Here is a 23547-nt window from a genome sequence, read left to right as displayed (position 1 = left end):
GTTACGGGCGTTGGATCTGTTGAGGTTACAGGTGTTGGAGTTACGGGTATTACGGGTGTTGGATCTATCGGCGTTACGGGCGTTGGATCTGTTGAAGTTACAGGTGTTGGAGTTACGGGTATTACGGGTGTTGGATCTATCGGCGTTACGGGCGTTGGATCTGTTGAGGTTACAGGTGTTGGAGTTACGGGTATTACGGGTGTTGGATCTATCGGCGTTACGGGCGTTGGATCTGTTGAGGTTACAGGTGTTGGAGTTACGCGTATTACGGGTGTTGGCTCTGTTGGGGTTACAGGTGTTGGCTCAATTGGGGCGACTGGTGTTGTCTTAACTGGGGTGACTGATGTTGTCTTAGCTGGGGTGTCGGGTGTTGTCTGAGTTGAGGTGTCGGATGTTGTCTGAGTTGGGGTGTCGGATGTTGTCTGAGTTGGGGTGTCGGATGTTGTCTTAGCTGGGGTGTCGGGTGTTGTCTTAACTGGGGTGTCGGATGTTGTCTTAGCTGGGGTGTCGGGTGTTGTCTTAACTGGGGTGACTGATGTTGTCTGAGTTGAGGTGTCGGATGTTGTCTGAGTTGAGGTGTCGGGTGTAGGAGTTAGCTTCATTTCAAATACTCCCTCGCCTTTTATAGGTGGCTGTGCTTTCAAAGCCGCAGTAGTTTCGGCTTGAACACTGGTGATTGCAGGATCGGGTGTAGGCACAGGACTCTGCCTGTTTAAATCAAGTTCCCTAACCATCTGGCTCGTTTCATAAAAATTTCTGAGATCAAAATCATATAATCTCTGAAATTCGCCTTTAACTATAATCACCATTTGCCCTGCTTCCAACACCTGAGTTTGAGAAGCTTTCTTGTTAGAAACTTCAATGCCGCTATTTGTCAGCGCACCTACAATCGTGGTGTCTGTTTGTTGGTCGTAGCGTACAAATAATGCTGAACCACGAATTGCTGCTGCTGCATTTGGTGTTTGTATACGTGTTTGCCCCTTTCCTGGTGGGATGAGCAACAACACAGTCCCATTTGTCAGTTTAAAGTCACGAGTCTTCGGCAAAAATTGAAATAACGCCTGTTCTCCAACTCGTGCCAAAGAGCCATCATTAAAACGCAAATCTGCTAGAGAAGATCGACCAGTTGACAAACCGTCCCCAGGGGTCATTGCATCTAATTTGCGTGCAGGACGTTTCTTCAATTTATCTTTGGGTATCAGTTGTACGATGTTGCGGAGGTTCTGAATCTCTGCTCGCGTTAGAGGAGTTATAGCACTTACCCGATTTGGCAAAGGCAGTACTATAAGTCCCCATAAACCAATTACCAATAATGGAAACGATTTATAAAACATAGTTTGAGAAATTTTGACTTTCAAGTAATATCATAAAAATTAAAGTTTAAGCTAATGGTAATTGTTGTAAGAGCTTTTTAGATAAATTAGTTTAAATTTTAATTTAGATTTAATACATAAAATAATACAAAATATTCATATTTTATTTTTGAAAAAACTCAGTACACATCTATTATTTTTTTTCGTGTTTACATGTTCCTTATCTATGCAAGCCAGTTCATGAATCAAATTGGATTACTATATGTATTTAATTGATTGAATTTTCTGAAGGAAAAATTAAATTGTATGCAATAAAGTCTCTGGAAGATTGAAAAGTTAGTATTTGATATAAAAAATTAAACGAGAAGTACCTTACATATAATCCTTTATAATCACTTCAGGCAGAGGGTCATTAATTATGGGGGACCATAACTTGCTAAGATTTGTTGTGAAATTACCCACTGGCTGTATTTCACTAAAATTTAAGCAGGGATTTTATCGGAGCATCTCAGTTTTACAAAAAAATCTGGGAAAAATCCGAAAAGAACCAATTTTAGTTTGTAGTTTCAGTATATACCTACAAAGCTAAAATAGATGCAATCAACTGTATCTTTGTAGTCGGAACTTCCGATACAGCTTGTGGGTCTACATTTGCCAAACGCAATCAATGCGATCTAACCAGATGCGACTCAAGAACTGGAAAAATTTGTTTTTTTGTATTTTGTTAACGTCCAGTGGTGGAAGTTGGTGTTGCATTAGAGTAGATGCGGCAGAATCTGCAATTACAGATGTTTTGTATTCTAATCATTTAGCAAATATGCAGGTAACTCATGAGCAGTTATGTCATAAGTTGGAGCAAAAAGCAATTAACTCTTTTTGCAAGCTGTCGAGTGAGTTACATACTTTAGACTCTCGGATGCCGTTAAATCTGGCACAGCAAACACCAGAAACGACTCAAATCCCAGATAAAACCGAAGAACCTATAGATACTCAAAAGCAAAATGACCCGCCACAGCTAGAATCGCAGCCAAATAATTTGCCCATATCTCCTTCAGACTCAAAGGAGGAACTATTAAATTTACCTGAGAGAGAGTATTCTCAAAGGCGAGAGAGATTGATAGAATTGCTACGATCGCCAAAACAACCGTTTGAATCTGATAGCGATCGCGAATTGGGGTTGCGGGTGCGGTTACGACCTCTAGAACAACAACCCCTAGAACAACAGCTACCACCACCGACAGAACAACCTGTACCTCAGTTTAAACCTATTGGCTATCTACAAGGACGTGTCGGCTACTTTCAAACGAGTAACATATTTTCCTCAAATGATAGTCCCATAGAAGATGGTTTAATTATTTCTGGACTGACACTAGCCTCTACATATTTCCCTTTGGGATCTAAGACTTTTGTAAATGGCTCAATTGATGGCAATCTGATTCGTTATATAAATCAGTCAGAATATCATTACAACCAGGTGAAATTCAATTTCAGTATTTACCAGCAGCTATCCCAACGAATGTTTGGAGAAATCAGTTGGAGCAATCAACAGTTATTTTATGCCAACAGCAGCGATCGCTTCGATAGCTTCAAAGCAGGCGATCGCTTTTTAAATGAAAATTCCCTACAACTATCTTTAGGACGGCGAGATCCCTTAACTTCAAGATTAACCCTAGATAGCTTCTACGAATTGAGTGTAAATTTTGCCGATCCCCAAAGTCGTAATCGGATAATCAATTCCTTTTGGGTGTCTCTGAACTATAACTTGCAAAAGCCTCTCCAGGTTGGTATTGACTACCAAATGAGTTTATCAGACTTTACACAGCGCGATCGAGAAGACGAATTTTATCGGATATTCGGACACTTAAATTACCGAATATCCGATACCATTTTTATGAATGTCCAAGCTGGAGTAAGTTTAGGTAGTTCAACCGCCGAAAACATTGATTTTGATGGTTGGTTCTTCAGTATTAATTATGGTTTGCAATTAGGTCGGTTTTGAAATTTGTCCTTTGTCATTAGTCATTAGTCCTTTGTGATTTATCCTTTATTAAAAACTAATGACTAATGACCAATACTTCTCTTCGAGAGGCTGCGCCAACGACTATGCAGTAGTTGAGCGCAGTCGAAACTCAGTACAAGTGACTAATGACTAATGACTATAAATAGGAAATCCAATCACTCCAGCTACCAGCATAAAGTTTACCCTTGCTAATACCAGCTAATTCTAAAGAAAGTAAATTCACACAAGCAGTAACGCCAGAACCGCAATATACAAATATTTCTTCGGCTGTTTCTAGCTTTTCCCATCGACGGCGTTGTTCTTCTGGAGGGAGTAGGTAGCCGGAAGAGTCTGTAACTTCTTGCCAAGGATAGTTGACTGCACCGGGAATATGTCCAGCAATTCGATCGATTGGCTCTCGTTCGCCTCGATAGCGATCGCTCTCTCTTGAATCTACCAATACTACCTCGTGGCTATCTTTCTGGCTTTTCACCGCTGTAATATCTACCACCTTTTCAGTTTGTACTTGAGCGACAAACGTACCCATTCGTGGGGGAGGAATAACATCTGTAACAGAATATCCAGCTTTTTGCCATCCAGCCAAGCCGCCATCCAGTACTGCTACTTGCTCATGTCCTAGATAGCGCAACAGCCACCATAGACGAGCCGCAAAGGCAAAGCGCGAATCATCATAAGCTACAACTAAACTTTTTTGGTAATTTACGCCAATCGCTGCCAATTTGTTAGCTATATCATGAGGGTTAGGTAAAGGATGTCTTCCGCCATGCTTACCCACTGGGCTGGAAAGATCCTGATTCAAATCTAAGTAATATGACCCGTGTATATGACTTTTTTGATACTGTTGCTGTCCTAGTTGTGGATCGGCTAAAGAAAAGCGACAATCCACAATAACGACTTGCGGATCTTCTAGATGTTCAAACAGCCAAGCTGGCGAAACAACAAATTGGGGACTTGTACTGAGCGACTCGTGCCGAGCGGAGCCGAGGTAAGCCGAAGTATTGGGCATTAGTCATTATTTAGTTTTTTTGTAAAATGTCAGACTTAGAGAATTTTACACCTAAATTAACAGCAGATGGTTCTTTCACCTTTGTCTCTCAAGAGTTTGGTGAATCCTTTCACAGCGACTCTGGAGCTACGCAGGAAAGTTTTTGCAAGTTTGTGGAACCTACTCAACTGGCTACAGCAGCGCAAAAACCGATCTTGCGACTATTGGATGTTTGTTATGGTCTAGGATATAACACAGCTGCTGCTTTGCAAACAATTTGGGCAGTGAATCCTAGTTGTTGTGTTGAAGTAATCGGTTTAGAACTGAATCCAGCAGTTCCACAAGCGGCGATCGCTCATCAATTGTTCGACACTTGGAACTGTAACTATATTGAAATTTTGAAAAAGCTAGCTTTTGAGCATCAAGCACAAACACCTTGCCTGAAAGCGAAGCTACTAATTGGCGATGCTAGAACTACGATCGCGCTAGTACGTCAGTCGGGTTTCTGGGCAGATGCAATTTTCCTCGATCCCTTTTCACCACCACAGTGTCCTCAATTATGGACTGTTGAATTTATTAAACAGCTGTCATTGTGTTTACATCCAGATGGTGTATTAGCCACCTATTCTTGTGCTGCTGCTATACGCACAGCACTTTTGTCTGCTGGCTTGGTGATATCTTCTACCCCACCCGTAGGAAGGCGATCGCCTGGTACTGTGGCAACACATTCTAAAGATGCTGAGTCTAAAGACTACTCGCTACTCACTACCCTCTCAGAAGTTGAAAAAGAACACTTGTTAACTCGTGCTGCTATTCCCTATCGCGATCCTCAATTGAGCGATCCAACTGAAGTCATAGTCAGGCGGCGACAACAAGAGCAACAAATCTCTTGTCTAGAACCTGCCTCTCATTGGCGAAAAAGGTGGCTATTGGGAACACAAGGCAGGGATTTTATGGGAACTAGTTTGTAGTTTGATTGCAATATCATACAATATGCTACGCCTATGGGCTGCAAGCCTAATTCAACGAGTTTTTACAAGCCAAATAGCTTAACTATATGTTAGTATTCAATATCACATCATATTTAGCAGTACTGGAGTATTCCTATAACTGAGTAAAAACATTTATATCTAAATGATTACTATAAAGACTTAAAACTCAAAATCCGATATCTTGATATAAAGTGGTCAATTACAACGTTTTCTGACGCCACAAGGCTAAAAAATCTCCGTAAAAAACCTGATTTAACATTTGTGAGAATTTATCATACTGGAATTAGAAGCAAAAAATTTGACAGCAAGATACACATTGTTCGTAACATAAAAGATACATGCTGCGAAAAATCCAGATCGGCAGCCTGACATCATGCATAATCCATATCGAAACTCTGACTCAGATACAGTCGAATCTTAAATTTTTTTTTAAAATCTGACACTGTTAACTAACTTGTGAAAAAACTTGGAGTGCCTTTGTGATTCAATGGAAATCCAACCATACAGGCTTTACAGAAAAAATTGTTAATGGGTCAAACCCCATTAGCACAGTGAAGAGTATCGGTTCAAATCATGCCGTGAAATCGCAAAATGCGGAGGGTTATTCTTTAGGCTTATCTCAAGGAGACCTTATGCTTGAAGATAGGCAAGCAATGTCTTCTTGGATAAAATCTGATGTTAATTGTGATGATGATTCATTGGTCTCTAGAACACTACAAGCTAAAGGTTCTAAAGTGAATGGGTTTGATTTAGATCCGCCGAAGGTTTTAGTTGTTGACGATCATGCCGCCAGCAGGATGACTGCTGTTGCCCTGTTGGGGATGGAAGGATACGAAGTGATTGAGGCGGACAGGGGTTCTATTGTTGTGGGATTGGTAACTCAAAAACAACCAGATTTGATTTTGCTGGATGTAATGATGCCAGGAATGGATGGATTTGAAGTGTGCCAATTGCTTAAACAAGATGAGCAGACTAGGTTAATCCCAGTAATTTTTATTACAGCGTTAAATGACAGGCGATCGCGCATTCGGGGAATTGAAGTTGGGGCAGATGATTTTCTCACGAAACCCTTCGATCGGGTGGAACTAGCGGCGCGTGTAAAGTCCTTGGTGCAGCAGAAGCGTCTGAACGAAGATTTAGACCATGCCGAACAAGTACTGTTTTCCATTGCTATGTCCATTGAAAGTCGCGATCCCAATACAGGCAACCATTGCGAACGTCTAGTAAAACTGGGACAAGCTTTTGGTGAATACCTCAACCTCTCACGCTATCAAATTCGAGATTTGATGTGGGGTGGTTATCTTCACGATATCGGTAAGGTGGGTATTCCCGATGCAGTGTTGCTGAAAAAAGGCGAACTCACCCCCGAAGATTGGCAGATTATGCAGCAGCACGTTTTGATTGGAGAAAAAATCTGCCAGCCACTACGCAGTATGCGCGGTGTAATTCCGATTATTCGTCATCACCACGAACGCTGGGATGGTTCAGGCTACCCCGATCGACTCAAGGGGGATGATATTCCTTACCTAGCGCAAGTATTTCAGTTAATTGATATTTACGATGCCCTAACCAGCGAACGGCCTTACAAAAGAGCTTTTACTTCAGCAGAAGCACTTTTAGTGATGCAAGAAGAAACTGATTCCGGTTGGCGTAATCCGAAACTAATGCAGCAGTTTGCAGAGTTTATTCGCTCTTGTCAGGAAAAAAGCAAGAGTGGGGAATAGGGAGTAATGATTTGTAGCTGCTGTCAAGAACGCTAATTGGTATGATGATAATCTCTGCTTTTGAGGAGTAAAGTTATACCGATTCCTGAATTCTGACTCCTTTGATATTTTCAGTCTTCTATAATTAGCTGGTATGATTTGAGCCGAGATTTTAAAGTACCAACAGCATTAATCACAATTTCACTGATAGCTGATAGCTAATTATGGTAGTTGTAGCAATTCTAGCGGCGGGACGCGGCACACGGATGAAATCACGCTTACCCAAGGTTTTACATTCTTTGGGTGGGCGATCGCTAGTAGAGAGAGTTCTCGAAAGTGTAGAACCACTTTCGCCCTCACGGCGAATCGTGATTGTGGGATATCAATCCGAGGAAGTGCAAGCCGCCATGCATTCAATTCCCAGTTTGGAGTTTGTCGAACAGACTGTGCAATTGGGGACAGGTCATGCTATCCAGCAATTACTTCCTCACTTGGAAAACTACACTGGAGATTTGCTGGTACTTAACGGCGATTTACCGTTAATGCGCAGCGAAACTCTTAAGCAGATGTTACAAACTCACGTCCGAAATCAAAACTCTGCCACTATTCTCACCTCGCACCTACCTGACCCCACAGGCTATGGGCGCGTTTTTTGTAACGATGAAAATATTGTGCAGCAAATGGTCGAACACAAGGATTGTACGGCTGCTCAACGAGAAAATCAGCGGATTAACGCTGGAGTTTACTGCTTTCGTTGGCCAGATTTGGCAAAAGTGCTTCCCCACCTCCAGGCAAACAATGCCCAAAAAGAATACTATCTTACCGATGCCGTAACTCAGGTGGGACAAGTAATGGCAGTGGATGTGGAAGATTACCAAGAAATTCTCGGCATCAACGATCGCTTGCAACTGGCAACAGCATCCGAAATTTTGCAAAAACGAGTCAAGGAGAAATGGATGCTGGCGGGTGTCACCCTGATCGACCCCACAAGCATCACCATTGATGAAACAGTGGAATTGCAGCCGGATGTAATTATTGAACCCCAAACTCACCTGCGGGGAAATACGGTTATTCAAACAGGAAGTCGCATTGGGCCGGGGAGTTTAATTGAAAATAGTCAGTTAAGTGAAAATGTCACAGTGCAATATTCAGTAGTCATAAATAGCACCGTGCAGGCCGGAAGCCGAATTGGCCCTTATACTCATTTGCGCGGTCAGGTACAGGTGGGTGCTGGTTGCCGTGTGGGGAATTTTGTGGAACTGAAAAATACGCAATTAGGCGATCGCACCAATGCAGCCCATTTGTCATATATAGGTGATACTGTTGTCGGCAATCAGGTGAATATTGGTGCTGGTACAATTACTGCCAACTATGACGGCGTGAAGAAACATCGTACCAAAATAGGCGATCGCACGAAAACTGGCGCCAATAGCGTTTTAGTGGCTCCGCTCACTTTGGGAGATGATGTCTACATTGCAGCTGGTTCGACTGTGACAGAAGATGTTCCTGATGATTCTCTGGTAATTGCCCGTAGTCGTCAGGTGGTGAAACCAGCTTGGCGAAGGAAAAATGTTGAAAATGAAACCACAGATCGACATAAATAATTCATCGGTGTTAATTGCGCTCGATCTGTGGTTTTAGACTATAAATCTCAACATATAACATACATGGAAGAACTGCTAGAACTTAGGCAACTTCTAGAACAAGGCAAAATCCATGAGGCGTTGCTGTTGGTGGATGAGTTAGAAGAAATGAGCCTCAATGACAAAATCAATAAAATTGATAGTTATGGTGTGATTCTGCTCATCCATTTAATTAAACAAAAGGCCGAAAAACGTTCTACTCGCTCTTGGGATGTTTTAATAGAATAATACAGTGCGGGAAATCAACAAAATAAACAAGCGCCGCAAATCCAGTGGTTTTTACTTGAATCAAGCAGAATTAATCGATATTCTGGAACAAGGATATCAAGTGGCACTGAAAAGAGCGGCGCTAGAAGCTTTTGTTCGCGCAGCGTTCCGCAGGAAAGGGCGTTATGAAGCCCAAGAATTGGCCGCAATGGTTGACCGGCAAGAAACTTTAGCCGAAGCCCTGAAACTGATTCAACAATAGCCGATCAGTTCGTTGCCAGTCCATTCCAACGTGTCACCAACTTTTTCGCCATCGTGGTAGGCGGCGAGTAAGATTTCGCTAGTTTTTCCCCAAGCGATCGCTCCACTAGCATCTAAGGCGATCGCTCCCAAATCGCGTTTGTTCTCCTGGGCTTCCCCAAAGGATCGCTGCATCGCCTCCTTCAGTGACATCCCATCAGTAACACGCACTACAATCCGTGCGGCTAAACACTCATCGATGATATCTTCGCCAATGCCAGTACAGCTAACACCAGCATTACTAGTCGCATAATTACCTGCTGGCATCGCCGAATCACTTACCCTGCCAATCCGCTCAAAGCCCTTCCCACCAGTAGAAGTGCCAGCAGCTAACTTACCAGATGCATCTAAAGCTACTACACCGATGGTACCGCGTCCGGCATTGCTGGTTTCTAGCAGTTCGGGTTCTGCTACCACGCCAGCCATTGTGCTTTTAAAATTATCTTGGCGCTCTTGTATCCACTCTTGTAACCGCAAATCAGTTAAAGCGTTATAGCTGGGAATTTGCATTTCCCGCGCCAACTCAGCCGAACCAAAATCTGATAGCACTCGGTCTGGCGAGCTTTGCAAAAATTGCGCTAAATCAATCGGATTTTTCACCCGCGAGATATTAATCACCCCACTAAACCGCCCTGATGCACCATCCATCAGGGAAGCACTCATGCGGATTTGTCCATCGGATTGTAATACTGAACCAGTACCAGCATTAAAACGGGGGTTGTCTTCGAGCATTAGGCAACCCTGCACCACTGCCTCTGAGGCAGTTGCTCCTGACAATAATAGAGAATAAACTTCTTCTATTACTGTATGGAGCGATCGGCGCACCGCCTCTAATCCGCCTTTACCGTGGAGAGAACTACCAGCCCCGCCATGAATAATTAATTTAGGTTGCACCTGTAACTCCATTAATCTCTTGCGCTATTTGCGTCTGTGTTGCAGTTGGTTTCATTTTGAGCTTCAGAACGGCGACGACGACAACGTTCTGAGCAATATTTCACATCGTCCCAACAATCTTGCCACTTTTTACGCCATGTAAAAGGACGTTGACATACCGGACAGATTTTTGTGGGTAGGTCAGATTTAGAACGAACACGTCCCATATAAATACTGTGTAGATGAGAATTTAATTTCTGAGGGAGATGGAAGATAATTATAACCAGTTTGCTACGAAGGCAGGATAAATTTGACGAACAAATATATTGTCAATCTATCCTTAGACTTACTTTCAAGATTTTTTATAAAAAGAGAGAGGCTTTGAATCTTACTATCCTTCTCTTTTAGGGACTTGCAAAAAATAAATTATCCCAAATTATTTCTAGATTTATAGGCAGTCTAGAAAAAGCTTTTAGGAGATTATCTCGCTCTCTGTCGGAGGCTGGGAATGCCTAATGGGAGGCAGCATTTCCAGCCAGAGGCTAGAAACGAGATTTTAAAGGAGTTTTAGCTTAAGTTGACTGATTACCAATGAAGGCTATGAAACACTCCTAACCCGTCAGGGGTGTTTCATTTCCTAAAAGGCGCTGATTTACAAGCATTTCAAGCAAAAAGATCGGGTGAATAAAAAATCTGATTGCACAAGAAAATGGTGATGCCTCCGGCAAGGCTTCTCTACGAGAGGCTACGCCAACGCCAACGCACTGAAATTGACTCTTTAATATAGTAATTTTTCGATTACTTACCAAATTTATTGCCTATGCTATTGGCAATATTCCTAATAGATCGAATTAAATAGCCCTAGAAGTTAGGGAATGTAAAAGTGCCTAAAGCCATAGTGAAACACTTTTCAAAAAATCTCTAAATATTCAAAAGTGTCAGTAACTTGATAATACATAGCAAGAAACTTTTCAAAAAAATCTCTAAATATTCAAAAGTGTCAGTAACTTGATAATACATAGCACGGCACTTTTCAAGCAATCTCTAAATATTAGAAAGTGTCAGTAACTTGATAACAGGATGTTTTTTCCTTTTTAAAAGAAAATTTACGTAAAACTACTATTCATCGAATTCTAATAGTGCTATTCTTTGTATGCTGCTAAAAAACAAGTTGTAGTGGCACGACAACAAACAAGTTTACCTTACTAGCTCTTAGGAAAGAAAATCATGATTATCAACGATCTTTCTCATGTAGAAACCGTTCTTGAAAATGAGAATGTTCAAGGTGGAATAGCTTTTGCAGATGCTAATTCAATAGCATTCGCTTTTGGTAAAAACATCGCTATCACCAGCATTGCCACTAGCACCGTTGCTGTCTCCAAGAAATACAGCCTATCCGCTAGTGTCGGTTCATCTAGTTCTTCTGCCGGCTAAATATGCCTTAGCACTACAGTGTGCTACAGTGCATTTTAGATAGAAAAATTGCTGAAAGTTATCAAAACTTTCAGCAATACATTCGTTTTTCAAAGAGAGCTTTTTTATGGAACGATTAAGAATTTTCGATCTCAGTTTTTGTGAAGATGAAGTTTCCGATCTTAGTCAAGTACAAGGGGGACTTGCATCTGTTTACGCACGTGGTTATTCTACTGCTAAGAAGAGCACTTATAAAGTAGGTAACGGCACTATTACAGCTAGTATTGAAGGTGCTCTTGCTGGCGCTCTTGCTGGCGCTATTACTGATGGTGATAAGGCTATTGCATCTGTCAATACATCGGCAACAGTTTCATAAAGCTGGCATAACCAAATTACAGGAAGCTTTTCTGGACATAGCTCATAAAAGCTTATTAGGAATATTTCTCTACCTCTACCTTATACCACATATAGTAGTATAAGACAGTAGGTAAAAGTGACACTTCGGCGTTGCTGAATGACTATGCTTGTTTTTAAGTTCAAAGCTTATGAAAAGTCAGCTCAGATAACAGCAGTAGATAATGCAATTCTGACTGTAAAATTCATTCAAAATAGCTGTATTTGGCTATGGATGAATATTAAAAATACAGCTAAGAAAGATTTGCATAAATTATGGAATTGATTGTGCTGTATTTGCAGCTAACTTTCCTTTTGCTAATGAACTTAACTCAATGGCAAGACTTACCAGTGGAGGACAAGCATAGTCTTCTATCTTTTGGTTTTATGACAAATGTAAAAGGGATACTCCGGGTTTAAAACGATTGTCGCCCTGTTGATTACAAAAAATCAGGGCAGAAACTTGTGGACGATCGAAAATCTATAACTTTTAACAACAAAAAAGCATTGGGCGATTAAATTAAGAAAGCGTCAATGACCTATACTATCGGCTAGAACACACGTTTGTAAGTGTGGCCGTGTAATGGGTAGGGACAAAAACGCAGCAATAAAGTGCGATTCATTCATTTGAAACCCAATAATTGGGGGATTACTGACCTCTACAGGGTAATCCATGAGGATTGAGTTCGCAGTTTAATCCCTTCTAGATGACAACTTCATTTTTATCGCTATTTGTTTGCATTTCTTTAATGCTTGTCTGTCAGGGTGCAAAATCACAAAATTATCTGCATACCTAATGACTTGGGGTTTCTATAAATGCCATTTCCCAGACTTGAACTTCTCTTAGTGCAAATATACTAAACAGACCTTAAATCTTATTAACCAATAACGCAGCCGAAGAAGCTCTTTTACGCTTGCGTATCGAGACAGCACCAAACATAGTGCAACTAAACAGCGAACCTAGAATTGTTGAGGGTTCTGGGATAGTATAGACACTCACCTGATTACTTTTAGATTCTATTAAAGTTAAACGAGTTGACTTATCGAAAGTACGGGAATATTTACCCTTAAAGCTAGTCAAAGCATATTCCTGTGTTCCGCCAAAAGATTTATCAATAGAAGTCTGACTTGAATCAAGAGTTATGCTACTACTCGGTTCAAATACAAAAGCATCATTGTTACCTATAGTTGATAAATTTCCAGAAATCTTGAAAGAGTCTAAAAGATTACCAGTCTCGCTGTCGTATAACTCATATAAGAACTCTCCACGGGCATTTGCACGTTCAGTCACTGCATCATCAATGGATGTTTTAAGGTTAAATAACCCACTGAAATCAAAAGAAAACTCTTTGTCTACTATAAAATCATAGCCGATAATCCCAGCAAAGCTTTCCGCCGACCCTGTATAGCCATCACCCTGACCTTGAGCTTGGCTGAAGGACAAATTAGAGGCAGAGTTGTTTGCATCGATATTAAACTTAGCCTCAGCGTTAGCATCAGCAGTTACTAGACCACCCGTGCTAATTGCTGTGGTTACATTATCAGTCAAAGTCCTAACATCTAAAGGGCTGCTACTAAAGTTGTTGATGTTGAATTTTGACTCAGAATATGCAAGGGTAGCAGCTTGGCTCGGTAAGGTTGCCAATATCGAAGTAGCGATCGCTGGAGTAGCCAATGCCAAAAAACGCTTTACAAATTTAGTGTGTTTTTTCATACAATTTTTTGTTTTTCTTTTACGATGTTAAGATTGCAAATTTGTCATGCTTGTCTACTGCCTTACTAATGAGTAAGAGCCAAATATAGGCAAGCAGAATGAGCAGCTTGGGGGCTTTCCAAGCCATATTTGTCTTATGTAGAAGAAATCTTCTATTTAAGGACTAATTTTTATTTACCATTTTTGCACCTTTATATAAGTAATAACCGTATAAGTAATTTAGTTATTAAACCTGGGGTGCAGTAAATTGGTTACATATTTATACTAATCGTGCATCCACTAATTTCTTGTAAAGCCTGAGTAAAAAAGAGCGTTTTTTAATTGGAATTTACGTAAGGATTCTGTAGGGAGAAATTCACAAATTCAGTAGGGAGGAGTTCACATAAGTTCACATAAGTGATGTTGGTGCTAGAGCATCCTTTGATGAGCAAGCAATTCACTGTAAAATCAAGCAACGATCGCCTATACCAATTATCGAAGTCAGGATTGGTATCAATACGGTTCGGTTCAAGTGCATAGTCTAAAGATCGCCCTTAGTCCTTAGACGGTGACAATCCCCAAAAGTGTTCGATTGCCTTGAGAGCGCCATAGGTATGAGACTGCACCAAGGAGTTATGGCAGTTCTCGTACAAATGAGGTGATTAACCACAGCACATCTTTATTAAACTTCCCTGCGGGAATGCGTTCGCGTAGCGTCTCGTAGAGAAGTGCATCTGCGTTTAAATTTCAACACTCAATTCGCCGCGATTTTAGGCAAAGCTGCACTAAGAATCATGAATAGCTAACGGCAATAACAAGCGACTGACTACCCGATTATCTGGTAACTGATAGAAATTCAACTCTCCTCCTAGTTCTTGCATGAGGTTTTGGCAGATGGCCAGATGTAAAGCTGGTGGTTGATCGAGCTTGGAAGGAGCAAGCACATCTTTAGGTGTATTATCATGTAGCTCCGTGAGTAGCTGTGGTTCGATCGCACCGTTATATGTGATCGATAATTCTAGGGATGTCTGATGTTCAGCCGCTCCAGTCGTAGAAGAAGAATATTTTATATCTAAGGGTTTTGACGCATCTAAACGGCGACACCAAATATCAATTCTGCTACCGGTTTGAGAACGGTTACAGGCAGTAACCAATAATTCATGGATAACTAATTCAATTTTGACAATATCACCAGCGATCGCCATTGCAGATTGAGCGCTGGAGGGAGGAACGCCTCTAACTAATGAAGAATTCTTGGGCGCTTCTTGCTCGTCAATTGGTTGTCCCAAACCATGTACCCCAATCCACAGCTTTTGTTGTTTAAGTAAATTTTCGATCCGTTCGAGCGATCGCTTCAGTAAACTGGCTATGGGCATCGTTTCCCAACTAATATGTAGCTGCCAGTGTTCGAGTTTTAGCATTCCACTCATAGAGGTGGCTGTATGGTCTAACTGTCGCAGCAATAGCTGGTAGCGCATCTGAGTCAGTTCATTTGCAGGAATGCCCAAATCGTGTATTTGTTTAAGGGAGTGCGCCGTTATTCTTTGAATTTCCTCTAGACGACGATGTTTGTACCAGTTGAGTTGTCGTAATTCTTCGGTTGTGGATTCTAAAAGTCGGGTAATTTGCTTTTCACGACGCCACCAAGCTAATTGAGAAATCAGAGTTGCTGTTGCACTGAGGTTTTGTTCTGACCAACGACGCTCTTGATAGTCTACAAGCAACACGACACCAGTGGTTTCATAATCAGCAATTGTACGTAATGCCATTACCAAAATTTGACTTTTATCTGGAACATTCAACCATTTCCTGGTTTCTGGAGGTAAATTATCTACCTTCAAAGTCAGATAATTCTCCGTAACGAGTGCCCACTGAATTAAGGCTTCAGCCTGAATATAAATAGATGCATCAGAAAAAATCCCAAATTGGCTATTGTCAATCACTCCAGGAATAATTTCTGCCCGACTTTCACCAGGTGCCCAGGATAGCATTAGCGCTAGGGGACAACCCAAAATTGTGGCTATTTGTTCGAGGGCTGTAGATTCTAAATGCTTTTTTTCGACCTCAACGCTGTTTTGGGATTGTGTCAGAATGCGTAAGCATTGCTCAAATGCCTGGGAAGTTTTTTGCTGCTGGGTGGTGCGGTTATGTAATTGCCACTGACGAACAATTACACCAATCTGTTGACTGACAGCCCACAACAATTCTTTTTCTATAGTTGTCCAAGAACGATGGGTGTCATGAGTAATCACCAAAAGTGCTGCTGGTATATGCTCATGAGTGCATTTACAAACAAGTAGCGATCGCACATTATTCTCTAACAACAAGGGTCGCCAGTTAAAAAAGCGTAAATCTTCATCTAAGTTCTCAATTTCCACCGCTTGAGTTGAGCCTTGCAAAAGCTGTCCATCTAATTCTTTGAGGGTATGAAGGGTAAATGTCAACGGACGACGGTTTTGGGGCTGACTTTGGTAAGTAAATTGATAATTCTTCTGCTCAGGGTCATACTGCAACAGCAAAAAGCGGGTAGCACCTAATCGAGTTAAAACTCTTTTAGCACAACTATGTAAAGTTGTCTGAAGATCATGTTCGCTATAGATACCTTGAGCAACTTGGCTAGTCAGTTGAGCATCCTCTTGAATCTGTTTGATAGTGCTTTCCATGCTTTCGGTAGGTGTAACTAGAGAGATTAAACCAGCAACACCCTGGACAAAATTTTTGTCTGTGTCCGTCCAGATGCGAGGTTCATTGCTTTCCACCGCCAGAAAACCGACTAAGTTCTTTTGCCAGATAATCGGAGCTGCTAGGAGCGATCGCACCTTTAGCCGTTCCAGCAATTTAGCCGTAAAATGACTTTTTAAAGAACTGCGGGCATCACCAATGGAGACAATTTGGTTAACTGCCAAAGCATAATAAAAATCGCTCAAGTCTTGTACAGTCATTCCCGCTGCTTGCTGACTGCTAGAATTGCGATCCATTTTGACCAGCTGATTGCTCATTCGACACCAAAAGTAGCGCCCTTCTCGCTCAAACCAATAAACATTTGTCCGGCTGGGGGAGACAAATTTATGAGTTGCTTGCACCGCTGCTTCAAGTCTTTGATTCAGGTTGCTGAGAGTGCGTAAATTTTCTAGCAATTCTAATAATGGTTCGTCAGTTCGCCTGGTTTGCTTTTGGTGCTTATGCATCTCATTTTGATAAAGCACTGCCCCCAGTTCGCCTAAAACCATCATCAAACGTGCTTTTGTTTCTCCTGTCAGTAGGTAGCCCCAGCGTTCTGAACCCAGTAATACCAAGCCCAAGCAACGGTCTTTATAGCGAATTGGTAAAATAATTGTTCCTTGAATGTGGAATTTTTCGGCTATTTTTCGCCATTCAGTGGCACGGATTTCAGTTTGCAAATCAGCTACGCCTAAAGGATGCTGTTCAATTACTACTTGCTCTAATAAATCCCCAGGACTGAGAACAACTCTTTGGCGTAAAAAGCTCATGTCGCGATCGGGTGTGATGCCCCCTTTTCCGAATAATATGTGATTCAGGCGATCGTAAAGAGCAATCCAAATCAGTTTGTAGTCAAACTCTTCTTTGAGATAAGAAATAGTAGTTTCAATCAGAACGTCAACATCATCTTCTTCTCTAAGGCTCTGGAGGACGCGCCCCAAAGAGAGGATCTGCTGTTCGGCGGCTATAGGTTTTTGCGGCTGCCCCATCTGATTTATTGGTTAACATAACTTGTAATATATAAGATGCCCAGAAAAGCACCCTGAGTAATATTGCCACAGGTGTTTGATAAAAGTTGTAGATAACAGATTCGTTAAAGTTAGATTATGGAGTGCTAGGGAAATGGGCGAAACTCCGTCCGATGCTCAAGAGGAGCAGAGACAAGTCTCAGAGGAAAAGCGAGAGTCTGCTGAAGATACCAGGCTCTCAAAAGAGAACGAGCGAGAGTCTGCTGAAGATACCAGGCTCTCACAAGAAGAGCAGCGACAGCTTGCTGAAGAAATCAGAAATTCTGCCGAAGAAATGAGAAATTCTGCCGAAGAAACCCGGCAGTTTGCCGAAGAAATGAGAAATTCTGTTGAAGAAATGCGGCAGTTTGCTGAAGAAATGAGAAATTCTGCCGAAGAAATGCGGCAGCTTGCTGAACAAGTGCGACTAGCTAAAGAAGAACTCCGACAAGCTAAAGAGGAAGCGCGGCAATCTAAAGAAGAACTCCGTCAAGCTAAAGAAGAACTCCGACAAGCTAAAGAGGAAGCGCGGCACTCTACCAAATTAGCCTAGTGTTAAGGATTGAAATGGATATTTATCAACTTGCTATTCGTCCGCTTTTGTTTAATGTGGTAAAAACCGATTCAGAGTGGTTACATCAGCAGACGATTCGCAGTTTTAATTGGCTATCGCAAACCCCTGCTAGTTGGATAAACCAACGCTTAAAGCAGTCTTTATGTCTGTACGATTCCCGCCTAGAACAAAATTTGTTTGGGCTAAACTTTCCAAATCCGGTAGGGTTAGCGGCTGGCTTCGACAAGGATGGAGTCGCTGCGGACATTTGGTCTAACCTGGGTTTTGGTTTTGCAGAACTAGGAACTGTAACTTTTCACGCACAGCCCGGAAATCCCCGTCCTCGTTTGTTTCGCCTCCCGTTGGATAAAGCTGCTCTCAATCGGATGGGCTTTAATAACAGTGGTGCAGCAGTAATGGCGGCACGTTTGAAACAAAGAAAGCATGAGTTAACCCGATCGATACCCATAGGAATAAATTTGGGTAAATCTAAGATAACTCCCCTAGAAGCAGCCGCACAGGATTATCTCGATAGTTTTCATTTACTCAAAGATTTGGGAGACTATTTTGTTGTTAATGTCTCTTCTCCCAATACACCAGGGTTACGATCGCTCCAAGATGCTTCTATGCTCAGTGCCATCTTAGATTTATTACAACAAGAAAATACTACACATAAACCAATTTTTGTCAAGATAGCCCCAGATTTATCATGGGAAGCGATCGCTGACATTATTTCTTTAGCTAAAACCTACCAACTGGCAGGAATTATCGCCACTAATACAACGATCCGCCGCGATCCACTAAAAACCCAGGTGATTGACCAAACTGGCAAATCACCCCAGGAAGAAGCAGGCGGAATTAGTGGTGAACCATTGCGCGATCGCTCCACTGAGGTAATTCGTTTTATTTGGCAGCAAACCCAAGGACAAATGTCAATTATTGGCGTTGGTGGCATCTTTTCTGCTGAAGATGCTTGGGAAAAAATTACTGCTGGTGCTAGCTTGATTCAGGTTTATACAGGCTGGATTTACGAAGGGCCAATGATGGTACGCCGAATTCTAGCTGGTTTACTTTCCAAGCTAGAACAAAGCGGATTAAATTCCATCAACGAAGCTGTGGGTTTACAAACAAAAATTCCAAAATTCTAATTACGAATTACGAATTACGAATTACGAATTGTTTTACCCTTCTTCCTCCACTGGGAAAAACTCTTTAGTTTTTTCCGAGTATGACCAGGCAATATTATCAGGGTCTTTGCTGCGACTCCACTCAGGAAACTCTGGATCGTTTCGCCGTTTATAAACTGTGCTGGAATAGACATTGAGCCGTTTCGCAAGTTCAGATTGAATCAAAGAGCCAAAAATTAACTGTTTTTCCAGCGATAGTTTCGCTTCCTCATGTGTTTGCTGTGGGAGTGATTCGGTTTCTATTTCTTCCTCCTGTGGGGTTGGTGGTGCTAAGAGCGATCGCGCAGTTTTAGTAACTGGTTGAGCCGGAAGTTCTTTAACAGGCTCACTACTATCAAGAATATTGCCGAGAATGCTAGCAGTTATAAAGTAATAAGACTGCCCTGCATCTTCAGAGTTGACTATACTGGCACCAAATTCCGAGGCTTTACTATCCAAGTAGCGTTTTGCCGTTGTTCCAGGAAAATTGCCCTTGATTGCCAAGTCCATTGGCGTCAGTCTGCCCTGATTTTCGCGAACCAATTGATGAAAAATTGGGTTAACTCGCACAGTCCACTGTTGCCATTGATATTCCTGCCAAAGCTTGAAGGCAATTACCAGCACAATTACCGCCAGTAAAATTCTCCAAGTGGCAACTAGGAAAATAATCAAAAACGAGATGGGCAAAAGTAGAACGAGAAAAGCCTTACCGTTACCTTCTATGGGTTTCTCACTCATGCCGATTTTTGCCAAGTGAATTTTAGTAAATAATATTATCTATCTTGGCAAAAATTGTGTCACTTTTTTGTATCTTTTGGCAAAGTTGCGGCAAATTTGCCGGCAAAATCTTTACTCAGTAGGTGTTATAGGTTTATCACCCTTCTGCTCATATCAGATTGGTCTGCGATGCCTACGGCGGCAAACTACGCGCAAAAGTTTTTACCAGAGAAAATAAAAGGGTTTTTAACTCAACCAAGAAATCTATAAGTTAGCTTACCAGTCCCTTGACAACGAATAATACATATACTACATTAATAATACAAGTCAACTTTACTTGATATGTGGTGGGTAGCTCAGTGGTTAGAGCGCCTAAACATCCTTATTCAACCCTTGTCTGAAAAGGCCGACGAATTGAGGGTTATCGCCTGCCAAGCGGGAGGTCGCGGGTTCGATTCCTGCTCCACTACACCAAATAATTTTAGATTTTAAATTCAATCCAAAATCTAAAATCCAAAATCCAAAATTTTCATGTGGCGGGTAGCTCAGTTTGGTAGAGCGCTAAACATCCTTGTTCATCCCTTGCCTGCAAAGGCCGACGAATTAGGGTTATCGATTAGGGTTCGAGAGGTCGCGGGTTCAAATCCCGCTCCGCTACACCAATTAATTTTGGATTAAATTTAAAATCCAAAATCCAAAATTTTCATGTGGCAGATAGCTCAGTTGGTAGAGCGCCGAAAAACATCCTTGTTCACACCTTGCCTGAAAAGGCCGACGAATTAGGGTTATCGCCTGATAAGCCGGATGTCGCAGGTTCAAATCCTGCTCTGCCACCTTTGATTTTTGCCCGCAAGGGCCGGGAGATGAAGCGATGAATTATAATTTTTTCACTAAAAAGAAGACAACTACACCCCAAAATCAACCTATCCCCGGACGAGAAGCAGAAATGGTTCAGGGACGTTCCGGCGGCTGGATGTTTGATGCTGGTATTTGGAAAATGCTGCGGCGTTGTCTTTTAGTTGGCACAGCAAAAAGCACTTACTACGCTGGTAAACAGGAATTAACTGAAGATTTTGTGACAGTTGTCAGACAAGCTGTTGCCGAAAACCCCGGTCGTGTAGCAGAAGAAATTTTGTATGCTAGCGATGGACGCGCCATCAATAATAGTGCGCCTATCTTGGCTTTAGTGTTGCTATCAATGGGTGAAGCACCAGAAGCAAAACAGGCGTTTGGTGAAATTTTCCCGCAAATTGTCCGCACTGGTAGCCACTTCTACGAATGGCTGAACTACACCAAATCTCTGCGGGGATTTGGCAAAGTAGTGCGCGAAGCTGGTAAAACTTGGCTCTCAAGGGAAGATGTTAAGGGTTTAGCTTATCAACTGTTGAAATATCAACAGCGTCAAGGCTTCTCCCACCGGGATGCATTGCGGTTGTTCCATGTCAAACCACCTACCGAAAATCACCGTCAACTATTTGAGTGGGTAGTTAGAGGCTGGGAAGAATTGCCAGCAGATATCCCCTCAGAAGCGTTGGCGCAGATTTGGTGGTATGAGTGGCTGAAGCGGAATCCAACTCAAACCCATGAAGCTATTTTTCAAGGACGCTTAACCCACGAAATGGCTGCACCAGTGGGCAAAATGGATCGGCAAGCTTGGCAGCTGCTATTTCAGGAAATGCCAATAGGTGCAATGTTACGTAACTTGGGTTCTTTAACTGAACTGGGTGTGTTACGAGCCGATGAAAGCGCCAACTTGCTGCAAGTAGAAGCAGTTCTTAATCGCAGAGAACATCTGCGTAAAGGTCGCATCCATCCGATTGATGTTTTGAAAGCACTCAAAACATATCAATCTGGTGGGACATTAGGACGCAGTAAGAAAACTTGGAACCCAGTTCCTCGGATTGTAGACATATTAGAGAAGGCGGTTGAACTGTCTTTTGATGTTGTGCAACCCACAGGTAAAGTTTTCATGCACGCCGTGGACGTTTCTGGTTCTATGGGTAGCATGGTTGCAGATATGGGGCTAAGTTGTTGTGAAATTGCCACCACAATGGCATTGGTGACAGCAAAAGCAGAGAAAAACTACATGATTCGTGGTTTTGCTACCGAATTCCGGGAATTAGGTATCACTGCCAAAGATAGTTTTAGTTCTGCGGTTCGCAAAGCTAGCAACCAAAACTTTGGTGGAACGGATGCATCGGTAGCTTATGACTGGATGATTAAGAATAAGTTTAAAGCAGATGTAGTCTGCTTTTGGACTGACTCGGAAAGCTGGGCTGGGTATAAGCATCCAAGTCAAGCGCTGAAGGAGTACCGCAAAAAGGTAAATCCCAACGTCAAGGCGGTGTATGTCACCTTGACACCTTACCAAATTACTTTGGTAGATCCTGAAGATTCGCTGTCTTGGGATTTGGCAGGGTTCGACCCAGGTACACCTCGGATTATCCAGATGCTAGCTACGGGTGAATTGTAGATATTGCTGAAGGGTAAAGGATGAAAAACTTTATCCTTCATACTTCATGGCGGGTTATCCTTGTTCGCAACTTGCCTTTCGGGGACGGAGAATTTAGGATTATCGGTTACGTCTCCACCATTGTGGGGATTAGCGGGTTCAACCCCCGCACCCGCCTTTTTTTGATTTTCTCCTTACGTAAGGTCGCAAAGAAGAAGGCGATTTAATTTTGAGTGGTCGTTTTTCTATTTCAGCGATGGGTAAGAGTAGGGTATCTTCGATGTGCGATCGCTATTTTTAGAAGCACAACGATCGCTCATCATCTATTCACCCACTCAATGTTAATTAAACAATGTTCCCAAAAAACCGATAATTGGTTTCCAAAAGATACCAGTCAATACATAAGGAGCATATTCTAAAAGCGGTAATCTTGAGTGCTTTGAGGGCTTCAGTGGTAAACACTCCAAGAGAAAAGGCACTATACAGGTGAGTCCATAGGCAGTTGCTATGGCTATATTCCATTTTAGTTCATCTGCTACTGGTATGGGGCTACAATAAATACCCAGTAGAATGAAAGAGATCATTAAAAGCTGCTCACAAAAAAACCAGGATTGGGGCGATAGAAAATAAACTAACTGGAGAAAGCTTTTGTTATCTATTTTTTGTCGCATTCCCATTAATACAGCCCAAGTCGCAGCCCCAACTACGCCATCATCTTTCAGTCCATAAGTTCTTTGAAAACGTTTAACACCTCTTTCAGTTTCCCTACTAAAATATCCATCAGGTTCTTTTTTGAAAAATCCTTCTTCATTAAGGATAGTTTGCAGTTCCTTAGTAGCATCCTGTAATTTTGGCGACATACTTTTCTGATTGCGGTAAAGCCTTGGGTAGAAAAGGCAAGCCCAACTTAGTGGCCCGACTACTCCATCCACCTGAAGATTATTGGCTTTCTGAAAATTTATTACAGCCTCTTCTGTTTCTATGTCAAATTTACCACTAAGAGTTGAGAGAAAACCCTGGGTTTTCAGTCGTTCTTGCAGTTCATTAATTGATTCTTGTGCAGAGTTTGGCGAAAAGTCTCGGTATAATATGGGACGCTTATTGAATACACAGACTTGTCTTTCTTCTGGGAAATAACGCCGAGATTGTTTTAGTCCAAACAAGAAGGTTAAAAAGCTAAACGCTTTATTTGTCATAATTTTTTAGAAGTTGATTTATCTGGAGCAACTCCTAGCTATTAAAAACTAAAATCGATTTAGATATCTACTAACATTCACTATTAACAGCAACTCAAAAGTTACTAAAATGTTAATACTTATGGATTTAATAGTTGTTGATAGAATATGTCAAAATTTTGCCGTTAAAATGTTCCTTATAAAACATTTAATTAAAGACA

17 protein-coding genes, 3 tRNA genes and 1 pseudogene are annotated in these 23547 nt (G+C 41.8%); 13 read left to right on the top strand and 8 right to left on the bottom strand.

Going from position 1 to position 23547, the window contains the following annotated elements; genetic code table 11:
- Positions 1–1334 (bottom strand): FecR domain-containing protein (locus tag V7K84_RS18185; RefSeq protein ID WP_334840042.1); only part of this gene is annotated, 1334 nt, incomplete at its 3' end.
- Between the two features lie 661 nt (positions 1335–1995).
- Here V7K84_RS18185 and V7K84_RS18180 point away from each other — a divergent pair.
- A complete protein-coding gene (locus V7K84_RS18180) occupies positions 1996–3312 on the top strand; it encodes a hypothetical protein (RefSeq protein WP_334840044.1) in 1317 nt (438 codons plus the stop codon).
- Between the two features lie 157 nt (positions 3313–3469).
- Here the strand turns inward: V7K84_RS18180 and V7K84_RS18175 are convergent, their stop codons facing one another.
- Positions 3470–4339, bottom strand: coding sequence for a sulfurtransferase (locus V7K84_RS18175; protein WP_334840041.1), 870 nt, complete (start codon positions 4337–4339; stop codon positions 3470–3472).
- A gap of 26 nt (positions 4340–4365) precedes the next feature.
- Here V7K84_RS18175 and V7K84_RS18170 point away from each other — a divergent pair, with 26 nt between their 5' ends.
- The 4 genes and pseudogenes from V7K84_RS18170 to V7K84_RS18155 all read left to right on the top strand — a co-directional run bounded on the left by V7K84_RS18170 (position 4366) and on the right by V7K84_RS18155 (position 9125).
- On the top strand, positions 4366–5289 hold the full coding sequence (locus tag V7K84_RS18170; RefSeq protein WP_334840039.1) for a tRNA (5-methylaminomethyl-2-thiouridine)(34)-methyltransferase MnmD: 924 nt from the start codon (positions 4366–4368) through the stop codon (positions 5287–5289).
- Between the two features lie 500 nt (positions 5290–5789).
- A complete protein-coding gene (locus V7K84_RS18165) occupies positions 5790–7034 on the top strand; it encodes a response regulator (RefSeq protein WP_334840038.1) in 1245 nt (414 codons plus the stop codon).
- 203 nt (positions 7035–7237) lie between these two features.
- A complete protein-coding gene (gene glmU / locus V7K84_RS18160) occupies positions 7238–8617 on the top strand; it encodes a bifunctional UDP-N-acetylglucosamine diphosphorylase/glucosamine-1-phosphate N-acetyltransferase GlmU (protein WP_334840037.1) in 1380 nt (459 codons plus the stop codon).
- A 63-nt stretch (positions 8618–8680) separates the two neighbouring features.
- A pseudogene (locus tag V7K84_RS18155) lies at positions 8681–9125 on the top strand (DUF29 family protein).
- Here V7K84_RS18155 and V7K84_RS18150 read toward each other — a convergent pair.
- Together V7K84_RS18150 and V7K84_RS18145 are read right to left on the bottom strand one after the other, a co-directional pair.
- Entirely contained in the window at positions 9116–10069 is a 954-nt protein-coding gene (locus V7K84_RS18150) for an isoaspartyl peptidase/L-asparaginase (RefSeq protein ID WP_334840036.1), read from the bottom strand. The pseudogene V7K84_RS18155 and the gene V7K84_RS18150 overlap by 10 nt on opposite strands.
- Positions 10069–10263: a DUF2256 domain-containing protein gene (locus tag V7K84_RS18145; protein WP_322675267.1), complete on the bottom strand. Its 195-nt coding sequence runs from the start codon at positions 10261–10263 to the stop codon at positions 10069–10071. Before V7K84_RS18145 ends, V7K84_RS18150 begins: the two co-directional genes overlap by 1 nt.
- Positions 10264–11263: 1000 nt before the next feature.
- On the opposite strand from V7K84_RS18145, the gene V7K84_RS18140 reads away from it, so the two are divergent.
- Positions 11264–11470, top strand: a complete 207-nt coding sequence (locus tag V7K84_RS18140) for a hypothetical protein (RefSeq protein ID WP_334840033.1) — start codon at positions 11264–11266, stop codon at positions 11468–11470.
- Positions 11471–11576: 106 nt separating this feature from the next.
- A complete protein-coding gene (locus tag V7K84_RS18135; protein WP_334840031.1) occupies positions 11577–11825 on the top strand; it encodes a hypothetical protein in 249 nt (82 codons plus the stop codon).
- An 885-nt stretch (positions 11826–12710) separates the two neighbouring features.
- On the opposite strand, the gene V7K84_RS18130 is transcribed toward V7K84_RS18135, so the two are convergent.
- Together V7K84_RS18130 and V7K84_RS18125 are read right to left on the bottom strand one after the other, a co-directional pair.
- Positions 12711–13556 (bottom strand): PEP-CTERM sorting domain-containing protein, encoded by an 846-nt coding sequence (locus V7K84_RS18130; RefSeq protein ID WP_334840029.1) that lies wholly within the window; start codon positions 13554–13556, stop codon positions 12711–12713.
- Positions 13557–14320: 764 nt separating this feature from the next.
- On the bottom strand, positions 14321–17245 hold the full coding sequence (locus V7K84_RS18125) for a sensor histidine kinase (protein ID WP_334840027.1): 2925 nt from the start codon (positions 17243–17245) through the stop codon (positions 14321–14323).
- 133 nt (positions 17246–17378) lie between these two features.
- Here V7K84_RS18125 and V7K84_RS18120 point away from each other — a divergent pair, with 133 nt between their 5' ends.
- Both V7K84_RS18120 and V7K84_RS18115 read left to right on the top strand, forming a co-directional pair.
- Entirely contained in the window at positions 17379–17816 is a 438-nt protein-coding gene (locus V7K84_RS18120; protein ID WP_334840026.1) for a hypothetical protein, read from the top strand.
- Positions 17817–17830: 14 nt separating this feature from the next.
- Complete coding sequence (locus tag V7K84_RS18115; RefSeq protein ID WP_334840024.1) at positions 17831–18964, top strand: quinone-dependent dihydroorotate dehydrogenase; 1134 nt, start codon at positions 17831–17833, stop codon at positions 18962–18964.
- A 33-nt stretch (positions 18965–18997) separates the two neighbouring features.
- Here the strand turns inward: V7K84_RS18115 and V7K84_RS18110 are convergent, their stop codons facing one another.
- Positions 18998–19720 carry a hypothetical protein gene (locus tag V7K84_RS18110; protein ID WP_334840023.1) on the bottom strand — a complete coding sequence of 241 codons (723 nt, stop codon included), beginning with the start codon at positions 19718–19720 and terminating at the stop codon, positions 18998–19000.
- Positions 19721–20043: 323 nt separating this feature from the next.
- Between V7K84_RS18110 and V7K84_RS18105 the strand changes: the two genes are divergently transcribed.
- From V7K84_RS18105 to V7K84_RS18090, 4 genes are all read left to right on the top strand, one after another.
- Positions 20044–20173, top strand: a tRNA-OTHER gene (locus V7K84_RS18105).
- 59 nt (positions 20174–20232) lie between these two features.
- Positions 20233–20361: transfer RNA gene (locus V7K84_RS18100), tRNA-OTHER, on the top strand.
- Between the two features lie 46 nt (positions 20362–20407).
- A tRNA-OTHER gene (locus tag V7K84_RS18095) sits at positions 20408–20533 on the top strand.
- Between the two features lie 37 nt (positions 20534–20570).
- Positions 20571–22172: a TROVE domain-containing protein gene (locus V7K84_RS18090; protein WP_334840021.1), complete on the top strand. Its 1602-nt coding sequence runs from the start codon at positions 20571–20573 to the stop codon at positions 22170–22172.
- 320 nt (positions 22173–22492) lie between these two features.
- On the opposite strand, the gene V7K84_RS18085 is transcribed toward V7K84_RS18090, so the two are convergent.
- Positions 22493–23347, bottom strand: coding sequence for a peptidoglycan-binding domain-containing protein (locus V7K84_RS18085; protein ID WP_334840020.1), 855 nt, complete (start codon positions 23345–23347; stop codon positions 22493–22495).
- Positions 23348–23547 lie beyond the last annotated feature (200 nt).

The organism is Nostoc sp., assembly GCF_036917315.1.
Taxonomy (GTDB): Bacteria; Cyanobacteriota; Cyanobacteriia; order Cyanobacteriales; family Nostocaceae; genus Nostoc.
This window is presented reverse-complemented; position numbering and strand designations above follow the sequence as displayed.